Genomic DNA, 17,111 nt, shown 5'->3' with positions numbered 1-17,111 from the left:
GCCGTCTATGCGCGCCGCCATGACCTCCTTCAGCACTGTTCCCGCGCTTCTCGGCGAAGCCCTCGCCGCGCATGGCTATACCGCCCCCACCCCCGTGCAGGCCGCCGTGATCGAGCCCGAAGCCGACGGGCGCGACTTGATCGTCTCCGCCCAGACCGGCTCGGGCAAGACCGTCGCCTTCGGTCTTGCCATGGCCGCGCAACTGCTCGGCGAGGACGGCAAGGTGCCCTTCACCCTGCCGCCGCTCGCGCTGTGCATCGCGCCGACGCGCGAACTCGCGCTGCAGGTCAGCCGCGAACTGATGTGGCTCTATGGCAAGACCGGCGCGCGCATAGCGACCTGCGTCGGCGGCATGGATGCGGGCAAGGAACGCCGCAACCTCCAGCACGGATCGCATATCGTCGTCGGCACGCCCGGACGCCTGCGCGATCACCTCGAACGCGGCGCGCTCGACCTGTCGGCGCTGCGCGTCGCCGTGCTCGACGAGGCCGACGAGATGCTCGACATGGGCTTCCGCGAGGATCTCGAACAGATTCTCGACGCGACGCCGAATGTGCGCCGCACCCTGTTGTTCTCGGCAACGATGCCCAAGCCGATCGTGGCCCTTGCCAAGCGTTATCAAAGCGATGCGCTGCGTATCTCGACGGTGGGCGAAGATCGCGGGCACGGCGATATCGCCTATCAGTGCGTCACCGTGGCTCCGTCGGATATCGAAAACGCGGTTGTGAACCTGTTGCGTTTCCACGAAGCGGATTCGGCGATGCTGTTCTGCGCCACCCGCGACAATGTCCGCCATCTCCACGCGAGCCTCATCGAGCGCGGGTTCGCCGCCGTCGCGCTGTCGGGCGAGCACAGCCAGAACGAGCGCAACGCGGCGTTGCAAGCCCTGCGCGACCGCCGCGCCCGGGTCTGCGTCGCCACCGATGTCGCCGCGCGCGGCATCGATCTGCCGACGCTGACGCTCGTCATCCATGTCGAAATCCCGCGCGATCCCGACGCGCTCCAGCATCGTTCGGGCCGCACCGGGCGCGCAGGCAAGAAAGGCACCGCCGTCCTTATCGTGCCCCACCCGCGCCGCAGGCGGGTCGAGGCCATGCTCCGCGACGCCCGCGTCACCGCCGACTGGATTTCGATGCCGACGCCCGAGGCGATCCGCGCTCAGGACCACGAACGCCTGCTCCACGCCCTCCTCGAACCCGTGGAGACCGACGACGAGGACAAGGCGCTGGCCGCCCGCCTGCTCGCCGAACGCAGCCCCGAAGACATTGCCGCCGCGCTCGTCCGCATGCACCGCGCGAAAATGCCGCAGGCCGAGGAACTGATCGACGCGCGTCCGGCGAAAGCCCCCGGCCCGCGCGAGGGTTTCGAGGACACAATCTGGTTCAAGATGGACTGCGGCCGCCGCCATAACGCCGACCCGCGCTGGATTTTGCCGTTGCTTTGCCGCCGCGGCCATATCACGCGCGGCGAGATCGGCGCGATCCGCATTGCGGCGTCCGAAACCTATGTCCAGGTCAAACGCAGCGCCGCCGACAAGTTCGCCGACGCGCTGAAACGCACCAAGGGGACCGAAGGCGAGGACGGCATCCACATCGCCCCGCATCACGGGCCCACGCCCGGCGTCGATGAAGGCGGCGGCGGTCGTCCGCAGCGCAACGGCGCCAACCGCCCTGCCCGCCCGACCCTTTCGCGCGGCGCGCCCGGACCCGGCGGCGGCGGCAAGCCGCCCTACAAGGGTAAACCGCGCCACGCGTCGCGCTAACCGGTCATGGCGCTCGTCATCCTCGTCGACGCCGATGCCTGTCCGGTAAAGGACGAGATCTACAAGGTCGCGCTGCGCCACGAGGTCGCGGTAAAGATCGTCAGCAACTCACCCTTCCGCGTGCTCGTCCATCCGCTCGTCGAGCGCATTGTCGTCGGCAGCGGCTTCGACGAGGCCGATGACTGGATCGCCGAACGCGCAAACGCGGCCAGCATCGTCATAACCGCCGACATCCTGCTCGCCGACCGCTGTGTAAAGGCAGGCGCGACGGTCATTTCCCCGACCGGCAAGCCGTTCACCGCCGCCTCGATCGGCGGCGCGGTCGCGACGCGCGCGATCATGGCCGATCTGCGCGCAGGCGGAGATATCGTGGGCGGCCCGGCCCCCTTTGCCAAGGCCGACCGCTCGCGGTTCCTGCAAGCGCTCGACACCGCACTGGTGAAGCTGAAACGGGGCTGAAGGCGTCCTTCTCCCTGAAGGGGAGAGGGACAGCGCGGCGTTGCCCGCCGCGCAGGGTGAGGGCATGCGTGATTTCACAACCCCTCACCCTCGCTCGCTACGCTCGCATTTCCCTCACCCCTTCAGGGAGGGGGGCATAGAGCCTTGCCGCTGATGAGCGACCGGCCCAATGTTGTCGAAGGATGCCCGCAAAACTCGCCCTCACTGCCCTCCTCACCGCCCTCACGGCGCTCGCAACCTACGCGCTCGTCGCTACTCTCGGCCCCGACTGGACGCGCTTCCTCCCCGCGACCTGTCTCGCCACCCACTGCTTCTGCGAAGTCCCCCGCGCCGGAGAATTGATCCTCCAACCTGCCAACAGTTGGTCGTCGTTCGGCTTCGTCGCGGTCGGCTTCTGGATCATCCTCGTCGCAGGGCGCCCCAGCCCCCGCACGCCCTTTGCGGCCTTCCCCGCGATCTGGTTCGCGCTGACCGCCATATTGATCGGCGTCGGCAGTTTCCTGCTCCACGCCACGCTCACGCTGTGGGGCCAGTTCTGGGACGTCGTCGGCATGTATCTCTTCAGCGCCTTCACGCTGACATACGCCTTCCGCCGCTGGCGCGCGCTGGGCGATAGTGGCGCAGTCCTGCTCTACCTCGCGCTCTGCGCCGTCCTCATCGGCTTCCTGATCGCGATCCCCGAAACCCGCCGCTGGCTGTTCGCCGTCGTCCTCATCGCAGATATCGCCATCGAACTCACCTTCGCCCGCCCCAAACGCCCCGGCATCGAAGTCCGCTGGTATCTCTACGGCATCGCCCTGCAAGCCGCCGCCTTCGCCATCTGGATCGCCGACCTGACGCGGGTCTGGTGCGACGGCAACAGCCTGATCCAGGGGCACGCCCTCTGGCACTTGCTCAACGCGGCGGCGGTGTGGTGCGGGTATCGCTATTACCGGAGCGAGCGCCGCAGTTGACGTCGCCGTTTAAGTCTGTCATTTCTGTTTTTACAGAAATTACTGCCGAGTCGTGATCCCGTGGATATCGAACGTTTCCCCGAAGTCGAAGCCTTCATCCTCCACTGGGGCGAAATGGGCACGCAATGGGGCGTCAACCGCTCGGTCAGCCAGATTCACGCGCTGCTCTATCTCAGCGACCGGCCGCTCCACGCCGAGGAAATCGTCGACACGCTGAAACTTGCGCGTTCGAATGTGTCGACCGGCCTCAAGGAATTGCAGGGTTACGGCATCGTCCGTCGCACCCACGTCACCGGCGATAGGCGCGATCATTTCGTCGCCGAGACCGACCTGTGGGACATGCTGATGCGGATCGTTGCCGAGCGCAAGAAACGCGAGATCGACCCGACAGTGGCGCTGCTCGGCGAACTCGCCGCCCGTGCCCAACTCAACGACGCGCTGCCCAAGCACGTCCGCGAACGCATCGGGCGGATGCACGAATTCCTCGGCACGCTGTCGGGCTGGTACGAACAGGTCCGCAGCCTGCCCAAGCCGACGCTCGTCGCGCTGATGAAGCTGGGCAGCAAGGTCGCGCGGTTCATTCCGGGCCGCACCAAACCCCAAGACTGACGGGAGGACGCCATGACATGACACCAAAGCCATATCTCGCAACTTCTCTAATTACAGAAATGACGGAATGAAAGGGAATACAATGGTCGAAACTGCCTATGCCCTGTATCTCGCGATCACCATTGCGATCACGATCTGGGTCGCCCGCACACTGTCCAAAAACGGCGAGGTCTTTCTCATCCAGTGCTTCGGCCACAATGCCGACGTCGCCAAATCCACCAACCACTTGCTCGTGGTCGGTTTCTACCTCGTCAATATCGGCTTTATCACGCTGACGCTCAGCCTCGGCGCAGAACCGGTTACGATCACCGACACGATCCGCTTCCTTAGCAACAAGGTCGGCCTTGCCGTCATGGTGCTGGGCGCCATGCACTTCTTCAACATGGGTGCAGTCGCGCAATTCGGGCGCAAGGTGAACAGCTGGCTCTACGAACAGGGCTTGGCACAACCGGTTGCCCGGTGATGCGAAGGGGACACTATAGGGCGGGGGCGATGTTCGCATCGCTCGCCGCCGGCCCGGCATTTCTCGCGTCGTACGCGCTTGCCGCTTGGGCGACGGAAATGCCCGCGACCTATAAATTCGGCGCCAGTGCTGATGTCGCTGGCGGTGTGATCATGATGGTCTTCGCTTCGACCCTGTTCGGCTTCGTACTTTCGGTGGTGCCCAATCTGATCGGTACCTGGTTCATGCACGGTATCGGCATCGGCAATTTTGCCTTGCGGTTCCCGGTTGCCTGGGCGCTGGCCGGGGCCGGTTCGGCGGGGCTACCGTTCGCATTCATTCCCGACGCGTCGGGAATGTTCGGAGCTGCCTTTGCAATGACCGGCGCAAGCTGCGCTCTGGTGGCACACCGCCTGACGACATGGGAATAGTGCCTGGGAAAGCTTTACCCCGTCTTTCCCGTCCACGCGAAAATGACGAGGCTGGCAACAGCCCCTGTCCTACACGCAAGGTTCTTGCCATGTTCCCCTCGCGGTCGATTCGCTTAGGCGGGTCGAATTGCGATTTACAGGGTCGATGTGGGTGAGGTTGGTAATGTTACGCACGATCGTTCAAAGCTATCTGGTGCATTCCCGCAAAAATATCGGACCCGATTTTTGACTCACGACATCCACATCATCGGCGGCGGCATGGCGGGGTCGGAGGCGGCTTGGCAGCTGGCGCAAGCGGGATACCGCGTCCGCCTGTCCGAAATGCGCGGGGGTGCAGGCGGTGACGTCACCGCCGCCCACCGGACGACCGACCTCGCCGAGCTGGTCTGCTCGAACTCGTTCCGTTCCGACGATGCCGAGTCCAATGCGGTCGGTCTGCTGCATCAGGAAATGCGGACCCTGGGGTCGCTCATCATGCGAGAGGCCGACGCGCACCGCGTGCCGGCGGGGTCGGCGCTCGCGGTCGACCGCGACGGCTATTCGGGTGGGGTGACGGCGGCGATTGCAGCGCATCCCAATATCGACCTGATCCGCGAACGGGTCGACACATTGCCCGCCGGACCCGCCATTATCGCTACAGGGCCGCTCACCGCGCCGTTGCTCGCCCAAGCTATCGGTGCGGAGACCGGCGAGGAAAGCCTCGCCTTCTTCGACGCACTCGCCCCCATCGTCCATCACGACAGCATCGACATGGACATCTGCTGGCGCGCCGCGCGCTGGGACAAGGGGGGCGCGGACTACATCAATTGCCCGATGACCAAGGACGAATATCTCGCCTTCCACGCGGCGCTGATCGCGGGCGAAAAGACCGAGTATAAGGAATGGGAAAACGTCCCCTATTTCGACGGTTGCATGCCGATCGAGGTGATGGCCGAACGCGGCCTCGACACCTTGCGCTTCGGGCCGATGAAACCGGTCGGGCTCGACAACCCGAAGACCGGGCGCTGGCCCTGGGCCGTGGTGCAGCTGCGGCAGGACAATGCGCTCGGCACACTGTGGAATATCGTCGGGTTCCAGACCAAGCTGAAACATGCCGAACAGGTCCGCGTGTTCCGGATGATCCCGGGGCTGCAGAACGCCGAATTCGCGCGACTGGGGGGCTTGCACCGCAACACCTTCATCAAGTCTCCGGTGCTGCTCGACCCGACCTTGCGCCTGAAATCCGCGCCGCACATCCGCTTTGCCGGCCAGATCACCGGGTGCGAGGGGTATCTGGAGAGCGCCGCCATCGGTCTGCTCGCGGGGCGGTTCGCGGCGGCGGAGCTGGCCGGTGACGTCATTTCCCTGCCCCCGCCGACGACCGCGTTCGGCGCGTTGCTGGCACACATCACCGGCGGGGCGGACGTCGCGACCTATCAACCGATGAACGTCAACTTCGGCCTGTTCCCCCCACTGGAGCTGACCAAAAAGACCGGCAAAGCCGACCGCAAGCGGATGTATTCCGCCCGCGCGCGCGAACATCTGGGCGAATGGATCACTGCTCTTCCGGTGCATCCTCGGCAGCCGGTGCCGCAGCCGGAGTCCGTATAGCGGGCTTGCACGCGCATTTCGGCGCAGACTTGCGAACCACACGGGTCAGCGCGAATTCCGCCGGACCCAGCGCGCCGCTCTTGTCCTTGTCGGCGGCAGCGAATTTGGCGACTGCTTTTACGGCATATTCCTCGAACCCGAGCCGTCCGTCGCCATTGAGGTCGAGCTTGGCGAAATTCTTGCGCCGCGCGAGCAGATATTCCTCGCGCGCAACGGCCCCGTTTCTGTCCTTGTCGTACCGCGCGAACCGTTTCTCCTCACGCGTGCGTTCGCTGGCGGCAGGCGGTCCGGCGAGATCGGCAAGACCCATCGGCGCTTCTGCAGGGGTGGCTGCAAGCGCTGGTATTACCGTCCCGCGATCCGCCTGAGCGCGCCAGATGAAGAAGCCGCCCGTGACGAGCAACAATGCCGCCGCAACACCTGCAAGAAACCGCCCCATTCGACTCGCCCCTTCAAAGACAAGGCTAGGCGCGTTTGAAGTGGCTAGGCAACACTCCGCAACAATTTCCACCGCGACCGGACGGTTTTCTTGCCTGCGGTAACATCGCCCTGCGCCAACCGTACCAGAATCCGTAACGGTCGCGACAGTCGTCGGGGCTCGGCGGTTGCGAGGATTTCGCGTGCCAGGCCCAGCGCGCGCGATGACGTCACCGGATCCGAACAACGGAACCCGAAATCGGCCAGCGCCCACCCTGCCCCTGCTTCGGCTGGACAAGTGACGTCACAAATCTGTGCGGTCAGTGCAAATAATTGTGTCCCGCGTTGCGCCGCATAGGCCGCCAGTTGCGCCTCCGACAGCGGGAGCGGTTCGAGCAGTTCTTCCCATCCCTCGACGATCGTGCCGAGCGCTTCGGTGTCGATCCCGCAGGCCCGAACTGACGTCAGTTCGGCCAGCAAAGGATGGCCGGAAACCCCGGAAATCAGCACTTCCCGCCACCACAAGAGGCGCATCTGCCCGACCATCGGCTGGGTCGTCGAGGCGACGATCTGTCCCAGTTGTTCGTCAAGCGCCCACAGCGCCGCAACGGCTGCACGCTGCGCCCCCGGCACATGCCCCAGCGCAAAGGCGCGGTCGGGATCGGTCGGTTCGATCATGCAACAAAACAGGGCAAACCGGGAGTTAACCCTTTCGCTTCAGCCACCCTTATCCCTGATCGTCGCATCTGACGCCAAATACAGCTAATCCAGATGGGCTCAGGGGCATGAAATTCTCTCCGGCGACACAGGGCGTGCCACGCGAATACAGCGGGATATTGACCCGCCTGCGTCGCGACACAAGCGGCAATACGCTCGCGATGATCGCGATGGCGACGATTCCGCTCGCGGGCATGGTCGGCTCTGCCGTCGACATCGGCCGGTCGTACCTCATCAAGTCGCGCCTGCAGCAGGCGTGCGACGCCGGTGTCCTCGCGGCGCGGCGCTCGATGGCGGGCGCAACGCTCGATTCGAATTCGTCGCAACTGGGCAGCAAGTTCTTCAACACCAACTTTGCTACCGGCACGGCAGGCGCGACCAACATCGCATTCACCCCCGCAGCGACGTCGGACGGGCAGGTCGAGGCCACCGCGACCGCGCGAGTGCCAATGACGATCACGAAGATTTTCGGCACCGAATACATCGATCTGGCCGTCCAGTGCGAGGCCAAGCTCGAGATTTCGAACACCGATGTCATGATGGTGCTCGACGTCACCGGCTCCATGGCGAACTGCCCCGACGACAGCAATTGCGGTTCAGGTCCGGGTTCCAAGATTGTCGGGCTGCGCTCGGCAGTGCTCGATTTCTATGACACGATCAACAACGCGACGAGCAGCGACGCGCGCTTCCGGATCGGCTTCGTGCCCTATTCCGCCGCAGTCAACGTCGGACTCGATCCGTTCACCAACCAGGAAATCCTGCCGCTGAACTGGATGGTAGACAATTGGACCTACCAGTCGCGCACCGCGAACATGACGACGCCGGGCTACCACCCGACGACGACCTATAACGGCTGGACCAACCAGAACTACGGCAGCACGATCAGCAACACCAACTGCACCGCCTATGGCAACAACCTTGCCTTTTCGGGATTCAGTCCGAATCCGGCGGGCAATCCGACCTTGCCGACGAACGACGTATTCCAGCAGAGTGGTGCACCGGCGACGGTGACGCAGGTGTTCTACGAGCGCGTCTCGAACACTTACAGCGGCAACCAGACCTGCACGCGTCGCTATCGCACCGCGACGACCAGCTATGCGCTCAACGGCCGCTACGGCTTCACAAGCTGGGACTATAAGCCGGTCAGCTACGACGTCTCGACGATGCGGACGGGCACCGTCGTCAACGTCTACGCCGCCAATGCGACACCGACGGGATCGGTGCCGAATTCGGGCAGCTATGACATGGTGGCGCTAGTCAACACGCCGGGTTCGACGGTACCGGGTCAGTCCTCGGTTTATGACGGTTGCGTCGAGGAACGCGATACGGTCGCGCAGGCGACCTATGCGACGATCCCGTCGGGTGCCTGGGACATGGATATCCTGACCACGCCGTTCAACAATGCCACGATGTGGCGTCCGATGTGGCCCGAGCTGGTCTACGACCGCGACACGACCGCCACTGTCCTCAACACCACGACGAACCGCCCCGCAATCAGCGAATACGGGTCGGCTCAACCCAATCCGTGGCGCAGTGTGGCGACATGGTGCCCAGTCGCGGCAAGCAAGCTGGCAGTGCGCGCACGGGCAGATGTACAGAACTACGTCAACTCGCTGGTTGCCAACGGCAATACATTCCACGACCTCGGCATGGCATGGGGCGCGCGATTGCTGTCGCCGACAGGCATGTGGGCGAGCGAGAACACGACCGCACCCAATGGCAAGCCGATCAGTCGCCATCTGATCTTCATGACCGACGGCGACATGGTGACGCCGCCAAGCATCTATAACGCGCACGGCTTCGAGGAAATCGACCGGCGCGTGTCGGGTTCGGGCAACACGCCGTCGCAGAGCGACCTGATCAACCGCCACAACGCACGGTTCGTGGCGATGTGCAACGCGGCGCGGGCGAACAACATGACCATCTGGACGATCGCGTTCGGGACAAGCAATCCGCCGAACCTGGTCAGCTGCGCGGACAGCGGCAAGTCCTATGTGGCGACCGACACCGCCTCCTTGCGCGCACAGTTCCAGGCCATTGCGTCGCAGATCGCCGAACTGAGGCTCGCCCGATGAACGCGCTGATCAAACGGCTACGCGCCGACAAGCGGGGGGCGGCGCTCGTCGAATTCGCGCTGGTTGCTCCTGCCCTGCTGCTCGTCATCATGGGCCTGCTCGACATGACCTACCGGCTTTACGCCAAGGCCATGTTCGAAGGGGCCGTGCAAAAAGCCGCGCGCGATGCGACGCTCGAATCCGGCTCGGTCGCGACGGTCAGTGCCGCGCTCGACGAGAAGGTCAAGAACTCGTTCCGGCAGGTGAATGCGTCGGTGACCGACAGCAACTTCACCTTCACCCGGCGCAATTTCAAGGACTTTTCAAGTTCGGGCAAGATGGAACCGTCGACCGGCCCGGGCGGCCAGTGCGCGGCTCCTTCAGGCGGCACGACCTATACCTATGTCGACGTCAACAACAGCAACAGTTGGGACGATGGCGCACAGGCGGGCCAAGGCGGGGCGGACGATGTCGTGCTCTACACAGCCCAGGTAACCTATCGCTCGCTGTTCCCGGTCAATTCGCTGTTCGGCGCGTCGCAATATCAGACGATCAAGTCATCCACGGTGCTGCGGAACCAGCCCTACAACAACCAGGCCGCACGCACGACCGGCCCGACGAGGAACTGTACGTGACCGATATCGCCGCCTCGCTGCACCGCCGTTCCGGCGGCTTGCGCCCCCTGATGCGCGCGCTGCGCCGCGACGCGTCGGGGCTGGCGCTGATCGAATTCGCCTATGGCCTGCCGGTGCTGCTGGGCATCGGTCTGGGCGGGGTCGAGATCGCCAACCTCGCCGTCACCCGCATGCGCGTCAGCCAGATCGGCATGATGGTCGCCGACAATGCCGCGCGCGTGGGCGAGAACAACGGCCTTGCGCTCAAAAAGGTCTATGAAGGCGACATCAACGACACCTTCGAGGCGGCGCGCATCCAGGGCGCACCGATCGACATGCAGAACCGCGGTCGTATCATCGTGTCGAGCCTGCAGCAAAACAGCGCCGGCGGTCAGTGGATCGCGTGGCAGCGCTGCTGGGGAAACAAGTCGTGGAACTCGTCCTACGGGACGGCCGGCAACGGCAAGACTGGCACGTCATTCACCGGCATGGGCCTCGCGGGACAGCAGGTGCAGGCCCCGGCGAGCAACGCGGTCATCTTCGTCGAAGTCGCCTATGACTATGACGCGATCGTCGAGCCGTTCGCGCAGGGACTCCAGTACTTCGGGCTACGCGTCGACAACCAGGTCATCACCTATAAGGGCGCATTCATCGTCCGCGATCCGCGCCAGCTGGGCGTCTCGACCGTTGCGGCAACGACGTCCGCCGAGGATTTCGGACTGTTCCAGAACACGCCTGCCGTTACGCGGCGGACCTGCTGAGCCTCAGCAGTAGCAGACCGCCTTTGCCGCCGCGACGATGCGGTCGGCGTTGACCAGCATCGCCTTTTCGAGATTCGCGGCATAAGGCATCGGCACGTCCTCGTTGGTGACGCGCATCACCGGCGCGTCGAGGTCGTCGAAGCCCTGCTCCATCGCGACCGTGCAGATTTCGGACGCGATCGAGCACACCGGCCAGCCCTCCTCGACCACAATCATGCGGTTGGTCTTTTTGAGGCTCGCCAGCACCGTCGCGGTGTCGAGCGGACGCAGCGTGCGGAGATCGATAACTTCGGCATCGATGCCCTCGCCGGCCAGCCTTTCGGCGGCTTCGAGCGCGAGACCGACGCCGATCGAATAGCTCACGATGGTCACGCTCTTGCCGGGACGCATGATGCGCGCCTTGCCGATGGGGACGACGACATCGCCCTCCGGCACGTCGAAACTGCGTCCGTAGAGCAGCTCGTTTTCGAGGAAGACCACCGGATCTTCGCAGCGGATTGCCGCCTTCAGCAGCCCCTTGGCATCGGCGGCATCATAGGGCGCGATCACGATCAGACCGGGGACGCTGGCATACCACGGACCGTAATTCTGGCTGTGTTGCGCACCGACCCGCGCGGCGGCACCATTGGGACCGCGGAACACCACCGGACAGCGCATCTGGCCGCCCGACATATAGTTGGTTTTCGCGGCCGAATTGATGATGTGGTCGATGGCCTGCATCGCGAAGTTGAAGGTCATGAACTCGACGACGGGACGTAAGCCCCCCATCGCGGCCCCCGTGCCGATGCCGGCGAACCCGTATTCGGTGATCGGCGTATCGATAACGCGTCGTGCGCCGAACTCCTCGAGCAGCCCCTGGGTGACCTTGTACGCGCCCTGATATTCGGCGACTTCCTCGCCCATCACGAACACGCGGTCGTCGGCGCGCATTTCCTCGGCCATGCCGTCGCGCAGCGCTTCGCGGAGGGTGACTTTGACGGTCGGACCCGAAGGGACTTCCGGTGCGGCCACGACCGGCGCAGGGGCCGCGACAGGCGCAGGCACCGGAGCCGCAACAGGTTCAGGCGCCGCCACCGGTGCAGCGACGGCAGCAGGAGCCGCCGTTTCGCCTTCGCCCGCCATGGTTGCGATGACCGTGCCGACCTTCACATTGTCGGTGCCCTCTGCAACCAGAATGGTCGCAATCGTCCCCTCGTCGACCGCCTCGAATTCCATTGTCGCCTTGTCGGTCTCGATCTCGGCAAGGATGTCGCCCGATTTGACCGTATCGCCCGCTTTCACGAGCCATTTCGCCAGCGTCCCCTCTTCCATCGTCGGCGACAGCGCGGGCATTTTCAGTTCGATTGCCATTAATATTGCCCCACCAGCACGTCGGTATGGAGTTCGCTCAAATCCGGCTCGGGCGATTGTTCGGCGAAATCGGCAGCTTCGGCGACCAGCGTACGGATTTCCTTGTCGATGGCCTTCAGCGCATCGTCCGTGACGCCAGCCGCCTCGAGCGTTTTTTTCAGGCCCTCGATGGGATCGTGCTGGTCGCGCATCGACTGGACCTCGTCGCGGCTGCGGTATTTCGCCGGATCGGACATCGAATGTCCGCGGTAGCGGTACGTCTTGAGCTCCATCAGCACCGGCCCGTTGCCGTCGCGCACCCATTTGAATGCCGCCTCGGCGGCACCGCGTACCGCGAGCACGTCCATCCCGTCGACCTGGATGCCGGGAAGGCGGAAACTCTCGCCGCGCCGGTGGAAATCGGTTTCGGAACTGCCGCGCGCGGTGCTGGTGCCCATGGCATAGCCGTTGTTCTCGATGACGAACACGATCGGCAGCTTCCACAGCGCTGCCATGTTGAAGCTCTCGTAGACCTGCCCCTGGTTCGCAGCACCATCGCCGAAATAGGCAATCGCGATGCCGCCATCGCCCCGGTATTTATGCGCGAAGCCCAGGCCCGCGCCCAACGACACCTGCGCGCCGACAATGCCATGCCCGCCGTAAAACCCCTTGGCGACGTCGAACATGTGCATCGACCCGCCCTTGCCGCGCGATATGCCCGCCGCACGGCCGGTCAGCTCGGCCATGACCACCTTCGGTTCGATATCGCAGAGCAGCATGTGGCCGTGGTCGCGATAGCCGGTGATGACCGAATCCAGCCCGATGGTCAGCGCCGACTGCAGACCGACCGCAACCGCCTCCTGGCCGATATAGAGGTGACAGAACCCCCCGATCAGGCCGAGGCCGTACAGCTGACCCGCCTTTTCCTCGAACCGGCGGATGAGCAGCATCTGCCGGTAAAACAACATCATTTCTTCGGTAGTTGCCTGGTAGCGCTGCGGCTCTGGCGGACGGGCGATAGCGGATGTTTCTGCCTTGGCGGCGGCTTTTGCCACAGACGAGCCTTTCCCGGGTGCTGTTATCGACATTGCTATAAGCGCCCCGGCGATGACCGCGCAAGTTGACGCTACGGTAAAGGCGATAGTTTTCGTATCTGGCGTATTAGAAAAGTGTCAGGAAACCGTATCGGTTATTTCCAGCGAATAACCCGTTCGCCCGGTTCGACCAGCCCCAGATCGCGGCGCACCAATTCATCGGCAAGGTCGCGGTCGGCATGACGTCCGTCGAGCAACGCGACACGGTTGGCCAGTTCGCCCCGCGCCTTTTCGACGCGGTCGAGCTGGGCATTGCGTTCCTTGAGCTGGCGCGAATAATCGCCCCATGCCAATGCGCCATTGGGCCCTAGCAACGCATATCCGCCGAAAAAGGCGACGACAATCAGCGCTGCCGCCGGGGCAGCCGCTGCGCGCAGATTGATCCAGAAGGTTTTAGACTTCGCCACCAACCCCTTGAATCACAGCCGATTCGCCGAATCAACCCTGTTTCGTGGAAAAAATGGCACGGCCTGCATATTCGGCCTGCCCGTCGAGTTCTTCCTCGATGCGGATCAGCTGGTTGTACTTGGCCAACCGGTCGGACCGCGCCAGCGACCCCGTCTTGATCTGCCCGCAATTGGTCGCGACCGCGAGGTCGGCAATCGTCGCATCCTCGGTCTCGCCGGAACGGTGCGACATGACGGCCGTGTATCCGCTGCGCTGCGCGAGCGACACCGCAGCAAGAGTTTCGGTCAGCGTCCCGATCTGGTTGACCTTGACCAGCAACGAATTGGCGAGGCCCTTCTCGATGCCCATTGCCAGCCGGTCGACATTGGTCACGAACAGGTCGTCGCCGACCAGCTGGACCTTTCGCCCGATAAGATCGGTGAGCGCCTTCCACCCCTCGAAATCGTCCTCGCTCATGCCGTCCTCGATCGAGGCGATGGGGTATTTGGCGCAAAGGTCGGCAAGATAAGCCGCATTCTCGGCGGGGCTGCGCACGACGCCTTCCCCATCGAACCGGTATGCCCCGTCGCGGAAATATTCGGTCGCGGCACAGTCGAGCGCCAGCACGACATCGTCGCCGGGCTTGTAACCCGCCGCCTCGACGCTCGCCATGATGAAGTCGAGCGCCTCGGGCGCGCTGGCGAGGTTCGGCGCAAAGCCGCCTTCGTCGCCCACGGCCGTCGCCAGCCCCTTGTCATGCAGCTTCTTCTTCAGCTTGTGAAAGATCTCGCTGCCCATGCGAACCGCCTCGAACAGGTTCGAGGCGCCCACCGGCATCACCATGAATTCCTGGAAATCGATGGGATTGTCGGCGTGCATCCCCCCGTTGATGATGTTCATCATCGGCACCGGCAGCACATGCGCGCCGACGCCGCCGACATATCGATAAAGCGGCAGGCCGCGCGCGTCCGCCGCAGCTTTCGCCGTGGCGAGGCTGACGCCCAGGATCGCGTTCGCGCCGAGCCGTGCCTTGTTGGGCGTGCCATCGAGGGCGATCATCGCCGCATCGACTTCGCCCTGGTCCTCGGCGTCGAGGCCGACGAGTTCGCCCGCAATATCGCCGTTAACCGCTTCGACCGCCTTTTCGACGCCCTTGCCCAGGAAACGCGTCTTGTCGCCGTCGCGCAGTTCGACGGCCTCATAGGCCCCGGTCGAGGCCCCCGACGGCACAGCGGCACGCCCGAAGCTGCCATCCTCGAGAAGGACATCGACCTCCACCGTCGGGTTGCCCCGGCTGTCGATGATCTGGCGGGCGTGGATATCGAGGATTGCGGTCATGGTCGGCTGGCTCGCTGCTGGCTGGGAGGGAACAAAGCGCCCGCGCCTCTAGTTGAGCCGCACACACAGCGCAAACCGTAACGATTGGGGACTGGCAGTTCTTGTGCGCTGCACTATCTTGCTTGCACCTGCCGCCTGCCAACCAAGGAGTTTCACTCGATGGCCCGTACCCCCAAAACGAAGGAAGCGGTCGCCGAGACCGCAAAGGAAATCGTTGCCGTTGCCACGCCCGCTATCGACGATGCCAAACTGAGTGTGGCGAAGGTCAAGGAGCAGGCGTCGGCGCTCGGTTCCGAAGCCATCGATTCGGCGCGAAAGGCCGCGACGCAGGGCAAGGACATGGCCGCCGAGGCGCTCGGCGAAATCTCGAAGCTCGCGGAAAGTGCGGCATCGGTTGTCGATGAGCGCGTCGGCACCCAATACGGCGACTATGCACGAAAGGCCGCCTCGACCGTGTCGAACGCGGCGACGACGCTGCAGAACAAGGATGTCGACGACATTGTGGCGGACACCACCGCCTTCGTCCGCAAGCGTCCTGCCATCGCGATCGGTGCCGTCGCTGCCATCGGCCTTTTTGTCGTGTCGATGTTCAGGGGTTCCGCCAAAAAATCTTCCGACGATACCGGAGCCTAGAACTTGGCCGGGGCGACGGTCGATCCGGTCGATGACAGCCCCGTCGTGAACGGCGACGCCGCCGGTCGCCAATCGGTGCCCGACCTGTTCGCCGAACTGGTCGACGACGGTCGCGACTGGCTTAATGCCGAGGCGGCTGTGTTTCGCGCCGAGGCCCGGCGGCGGCTGATCGTTGCGGCGATCGGGCTCGGCCTGCTGACGCTGTCGGCAACGCTGCTGGCCGGAACACTGGTCGCCTTGCTGGTCGGGGCAATGTTCGCGCTGACGCCCGTCGTCGGTGCCGGCTGGGCGACCGCAATCGTCGTTGCAGTGGCCGTCTTGGTGGCGGCGATCGCTGCCCAGGCGGGACGGCTGCAATTGCGTAAGCTGACCCGGGAAGGATAGGCCGATGAAGGAAACCCGCGAGCTCGAAGCGGCCACCGAGGCACGCGATTCGGCGCGACAGGCGATGATCGACACCTCGCACAAGTTGCGCGGGCGTCTGGCACCGCGTTTGCTGGTTGCAGAGGCCGCAGAATTGCTCGCGGCACGTGCCGGTCGCGTCCTGCTGAAGCGCGGTATTACCAAGCGGCGTCGTATAACCGCGGCAGTCGGCGGCGCAGCGGCAATCGCTTCGGCCATCGTGCTACGCGCCGCGCACCGGACCAGGATCAAGAAAAGCGGTGATTTGCCGTCGGAATGACGCTACGGCGCGGCGCATGAGCAAACTCCACCTCGTCTTCGGCGGCCGCGTGACCGACCCCCAAACCCTGGATTTCAAGGATCCGTCGAAACTCGACGTGGTCGGGATTTTTCCCGATTTCAAATCCGCCGAAAAAGCATGGCGCGGTGCGGCGCAAAAGACGGTCGACGATGCCGAGATGCGCTATGTCGTCGTGCACCTGCACCGGCTGCTCGAACCGGACATAACCGCCTAGCCGTAGCGATACCGCCATTCGAGTAGCGGATAGGCCAGCGCCAGCCCGGTCACGAACCCGCCAATATGCGCGGCGAATGCAATCGGCGAGGCGGTGCCGCCGCTGGCGAAGCCGATGCCCCATTGCAGGATCGTCCACGCCACCGCGAGCCACAGCGCACGCACGACGACCCCCGGCACCGGGCCGATGCGTTTGACCTGCCCGCGCCCGAACATCAGCGCGTATGTCCCGACCACTGCCGATATCGCCCCGCTCGCGCCGATCATCGGGCCGGTCGAGCCGGGATCGATCAGGAACTGTCCGAGCGCCGCACCGTAAGCGCCGACAATATACAGGATGACCAGCCGCAGCCCGCCGAGCACGCCCTCCACCTGCCGTCCGCAATAGACGAGCATTAGCAGGTTGAACCCGAGGTGGAGCCAGCCGCCATGCAGCAGTGTTGCAGTCAACGGCGTCAGCGCAAAGGGGACAGCGGTGAACGGCGCGACTTCGCTGAACCGCGCGGGAATGAATCCGCCCTGCAAAATGACATGCGGACCGGCGAAACCCTGCGCCACGAACGCCAGCGCCGTGACAACCGCGATGGCCGCCGTCGCCCGCAAGG

The 17,111-nt window shown here is 64.3% G+C and carries 21 protein-coding genes; 14 read left to right on the top strand and 7 right to left on the bottom strand.

The window, feature by feature from the left end:
- The first annotated feature begins 19 nt into the window (after positions 1–19).
- The 7 genes from M0209_RS03495 to trmFO all read left to right on the top strand — a co-directional run bounded on the left by M0209_RS03495 (position 20) and on the right by trmFO (position 6,246).
- The gene (locus tag M0209_RS03495) at positions 20–1,762 is read left to right on the top strand and encodes a DEAD/DEAH box helicase (protein WP_258886916.1); all 1,743 of its coding nucleotides are present in this window, start codon (positions 20–22) and stop codon (positions 1,760–1,762) included.
- A 6-nt stretch (positions 1,763–1,768) separates the two neighbouring features.
- Positions 1,769–2,221, top strand: a complete 453-nt coding sequence (locus M0209_RS03490; RefSeq protein ID WP_258886915.1) for a YaiI/YqxD family protein — start codon at positions 1,769–1,771, stop codon at positions 2,219–2,221.
- A gap of 182 nt (positions 2,222–2,403) precedes the next feature.
- Positions 2,404–3,174, top strand: a complete 771-nt coding sequence (locus tag M0209_RS03485) for a ceramidase (protein WP_258886914.1) — start codon at positions 2,404–2,406, stop codon at positions 3,172–3,174.
- A gap of 114 nt (positions 3,175–3,288) precedes the next feature.
- A complete protein-coding gene (locus M0209_RS03480) occupies positions 3,289–3,783 on the top strand; it encodes a GbsR/MarR family transcriptional regulator (RefSeq protein WP_258889552.1) in 495 nt (164 codons plus the stop codon).
- An 82-nt stretch (positions 3,784–3,865) separates the two neighbouring features.
- Complete coding sequence (locus tag M0209_RS03475) at positions 3,866–4,246, top strand: hypothetical protein (RefSeq protein WP_258886913.1); 381 nt, start codon at positions 3,866–3,868, stop codon at positions 4,244–4,246.
- A 29-nt stretch (positions 4,247–4,275) separates the two neighbouring features.
- Positions 4,276–4,656: a hypothetical protein gene (locus tag M0209_RS03470; RefSeq protein ID WP_258886912.1), complete on the top strand. Its 381-nt coding sequence runs from the start codon at positions 4,276–4,278 to the stop codon at positions 4,654–4,656.
- A gap of 225 nt (positions 4,657–4,881) precedes the next feature.
- Positions 4,882–6,246, top strand: coding sequence for a methylenetetrahydrofolate--tRNA-(uracil(54)-C(5))-methyltransferase (FADH(2)-oxidizing) TrmFO (gene trmFO / locus M0209_RS03465; RefSeq protein ID WP_258886911.1), 1,365 nt, complete (start codon positions 4,882–4,884; stop codon positions 6,244–6,246).
- On the opposite strand, the gene M0209_RS03460 is transcribed toward trmFO, so the two are convergent.
- Positions 6,191–6,685, bottom strand: coding sequence for an EF-hand domain-containing protein (locus M0209_RS03460; RefSeq protein WP_258886910.1), 495 nt, complete (start codon positions 6,683–6,685; stop codon positions 6,191–6,193). The genes trmFO and M0209_RS03460 overlap by 56 nt on opposite strands.
- Before the next feature lie 44 nt (positions 6,686–6,729).
- Positions 6,730–7,341 (bottom strand): squalene/phytoene synthase family protein, encoded by a 612-nt coding sequence (locus M0209_RS03455; RefSeq protein WP_258886909.1) that lies wholly within the window; start codon positions 7,339–7,341, stop codon positions 6,730–6,732.
- Between the two features lie 107 nt (positions 7,342–7,448).
- Here M0209_RS03455 and M0209_RS03450 point away from each other — a divergent pair, with 107 nt between their 5' ends.
- The 3 genes from M0209_RS03450 to M0209_RS03440 are packed head-to-tail and all read left to right on the top strand — an operon-like array spanning position 7,449 to position 10,809.
- Complete coding sequence (locus M0209_RS03450) at positions 7,449–9,455, top strand: TadE/TadG family type IV pilus assembly protein (RefSeq protein ID WP_258886908.1); 2,007 nt, start codon at positions 7,449–7,451, stop codon at positions 9,453–9,455.
- Entirely contained in the window at positions 9,452–10,069 is a 618-nt protein-coding gene (locus tag M0209_RS03445; RefSeq protein ID WP_258886907.1) for a TadE/TadG family type IV pilus assembly protein, read from the top strand. The genes M0209_RS03450 and M0209_RS03445 overlap by 4 nt, the downstream gene beginning before the upstream one ends.
- Positions 10,066–10,809: a TadE/TadG family type IV pilus assembly protein gene (locus M0209_RS03440; RefSeq protein ID WP_258886906.1), complete on the top strand. Its 744-nt coding sequence runs from the start codon at positions 10,066–10,068 to the stop codon at positions 10,807–10,809. Before M0209_RS03445 ends, M0209_RS03440 begins: the two co-directional genes overlap by 4 nt.
- 3 nt (positions 10,810–10,812) lie before the next feature.
- On the opposite strand, the gene M0209_RS03435 is transcribed toward M0209_RS03440, so the two are convergent.
- The 4 genes from M0209_RS03435 to eno all read right to left on the bottom strand — a co-directional run bounded on the left by M0209_RS03435 (position 10,813) and on the right by eno (position 14,957).
- Positions 10,813–12,159, bottom strand: a complete 1,347-nt coding sequence (locus M0209_RS03435) for a pyruvate dehydrogenase complex E1 component subunit beta (protein ID WP_258886905.1) — start codon at positions 12,157–12,159, stop codon at positions 10,813–10,815.
- Complete coding sequence (pdhA, locus tag M0209_RS03430) at positions 12,159–13,226, bottom strand: pyruvate dehydrogenase (acetyl-transferring) E1 component subunit alpha (protein WP_258886904.1); 1,068 nt, start codon at positions 13,224–13,226, stop codon at positions 12,159–12,161. The genes M0209_RS03435 and pdhA overlap by 1 nt, the downstream gene beginning before the upstream one ends.
- A gap of 101 nt (positions 13,227–13,327) precedes the next feature.
- On the bottom strand, positions 13,328–13,639 hold the full coding sequence (locus M0209_RS03425; protein WP_258886903.1) for a septum formation initiator family protein: 312 nt from the start codon (positions 13,637–13,639) through the stop codon (positions 13,328–13,330).
- Between the two features lie 31 nt (positions 13,640–13,670).
- Complete coding sequence (gene eno, locus M0209_RS03420) at positions 13,671–14,957, bottom strand: phosphopyruvate hydratase (protein WP_258886902.1); 1,287 nt, start codon at positions 14,955–14,957, stop codon at positions 13,671–13,673.
- 159 nt (positions 14,958–15,116) lie between these two features.
- On the opposite strand from eno, the gene M0209_RS03415 reads away from it, so the two are divergent.
- The 4 genes from M0209_RS03415 to M0209_RS03400 are packed head-to-tail and all read left to right on the top strand — an operon-like array spanning position 15,117 to position 16,507.
- The gene (locus M0209_RS03415; RefSeq protein WP_258886901.1) at positions 15,117–15,590 is read left to right on the top strand and encodes a hypothetical protein; all 474 of its coding nucleotides are present in this window, start codon (positions 15,117–15,119) and stop codon (positions 15,588–15,590) included.
- 3 nt (positions 15,591–15,593) lie between these two features.
- Positions 15,594–15,974, top strand: a complete 381-nt coding sequence (locus tag M0209_RS03410) for a phage holin family protein (RefSeq protein ID WP_258886900.1) — start codon at positions 15,594–15,596, stop codon at positions 15,972–15,974.
- A 4-nt stretch (positions 15,975–15,978) separates the two neighbouring features.
- Entirely contained in the window at positions 15,979–16,272 is a 294-nt protein-coding gene (locus M0209_RS03405) for a hypothetical protein (protein WP_258886899.1), read from the top strand.
- A 16-nt stretch (positions 16,273–16,288) separates the two neighbouring features.
- Positions 16,289–16,507: a DUF4170 domain-containing protein gene (locus M0209_RS03400; protein WP_258886898.1), complete on the top strand. Its 219-nt coding sequence runs from the start codon at positions 16,289–16,291 to the stop codon at positions 16,505–16,507.
- Here the strand turns inward: M0209_RS03400 and M0209_RS03395 are convergent.
- Positions 16,504–17,109, bottom strand: coding sequence for a rhomboid family intramembrane serine protease (locus M0209_RS03395; protein WP_258886897.1), 606 nt, complete (start codon positions 17,107–17,109; stop codon positions 16,504–16,506). The genes M0209_RS03400 and M0209_RS03395 overlap by 4 nt on opposite strands.
- Between the last annotated feature and the right edge of the window lie 2 nt (positions 17,110–17,111).

Origin of the sequence: Sphingomonas sp. SUN039, assembly GCF_024758725.1 — a bacterium.
In the GTDB taxonomy this organism is placed as follows: domain Bacteria; phylum Pseudomonadota; class Alphaproteobacteria; order Sphingomonadales; family Sphingomonadaceae; genus Sphingomonas_O.
The sequence above is the reverse complement of the archived record's forward strand: the minus strand, read 5'-3'. Positions and strand labels throughout refer to the sequence as shown.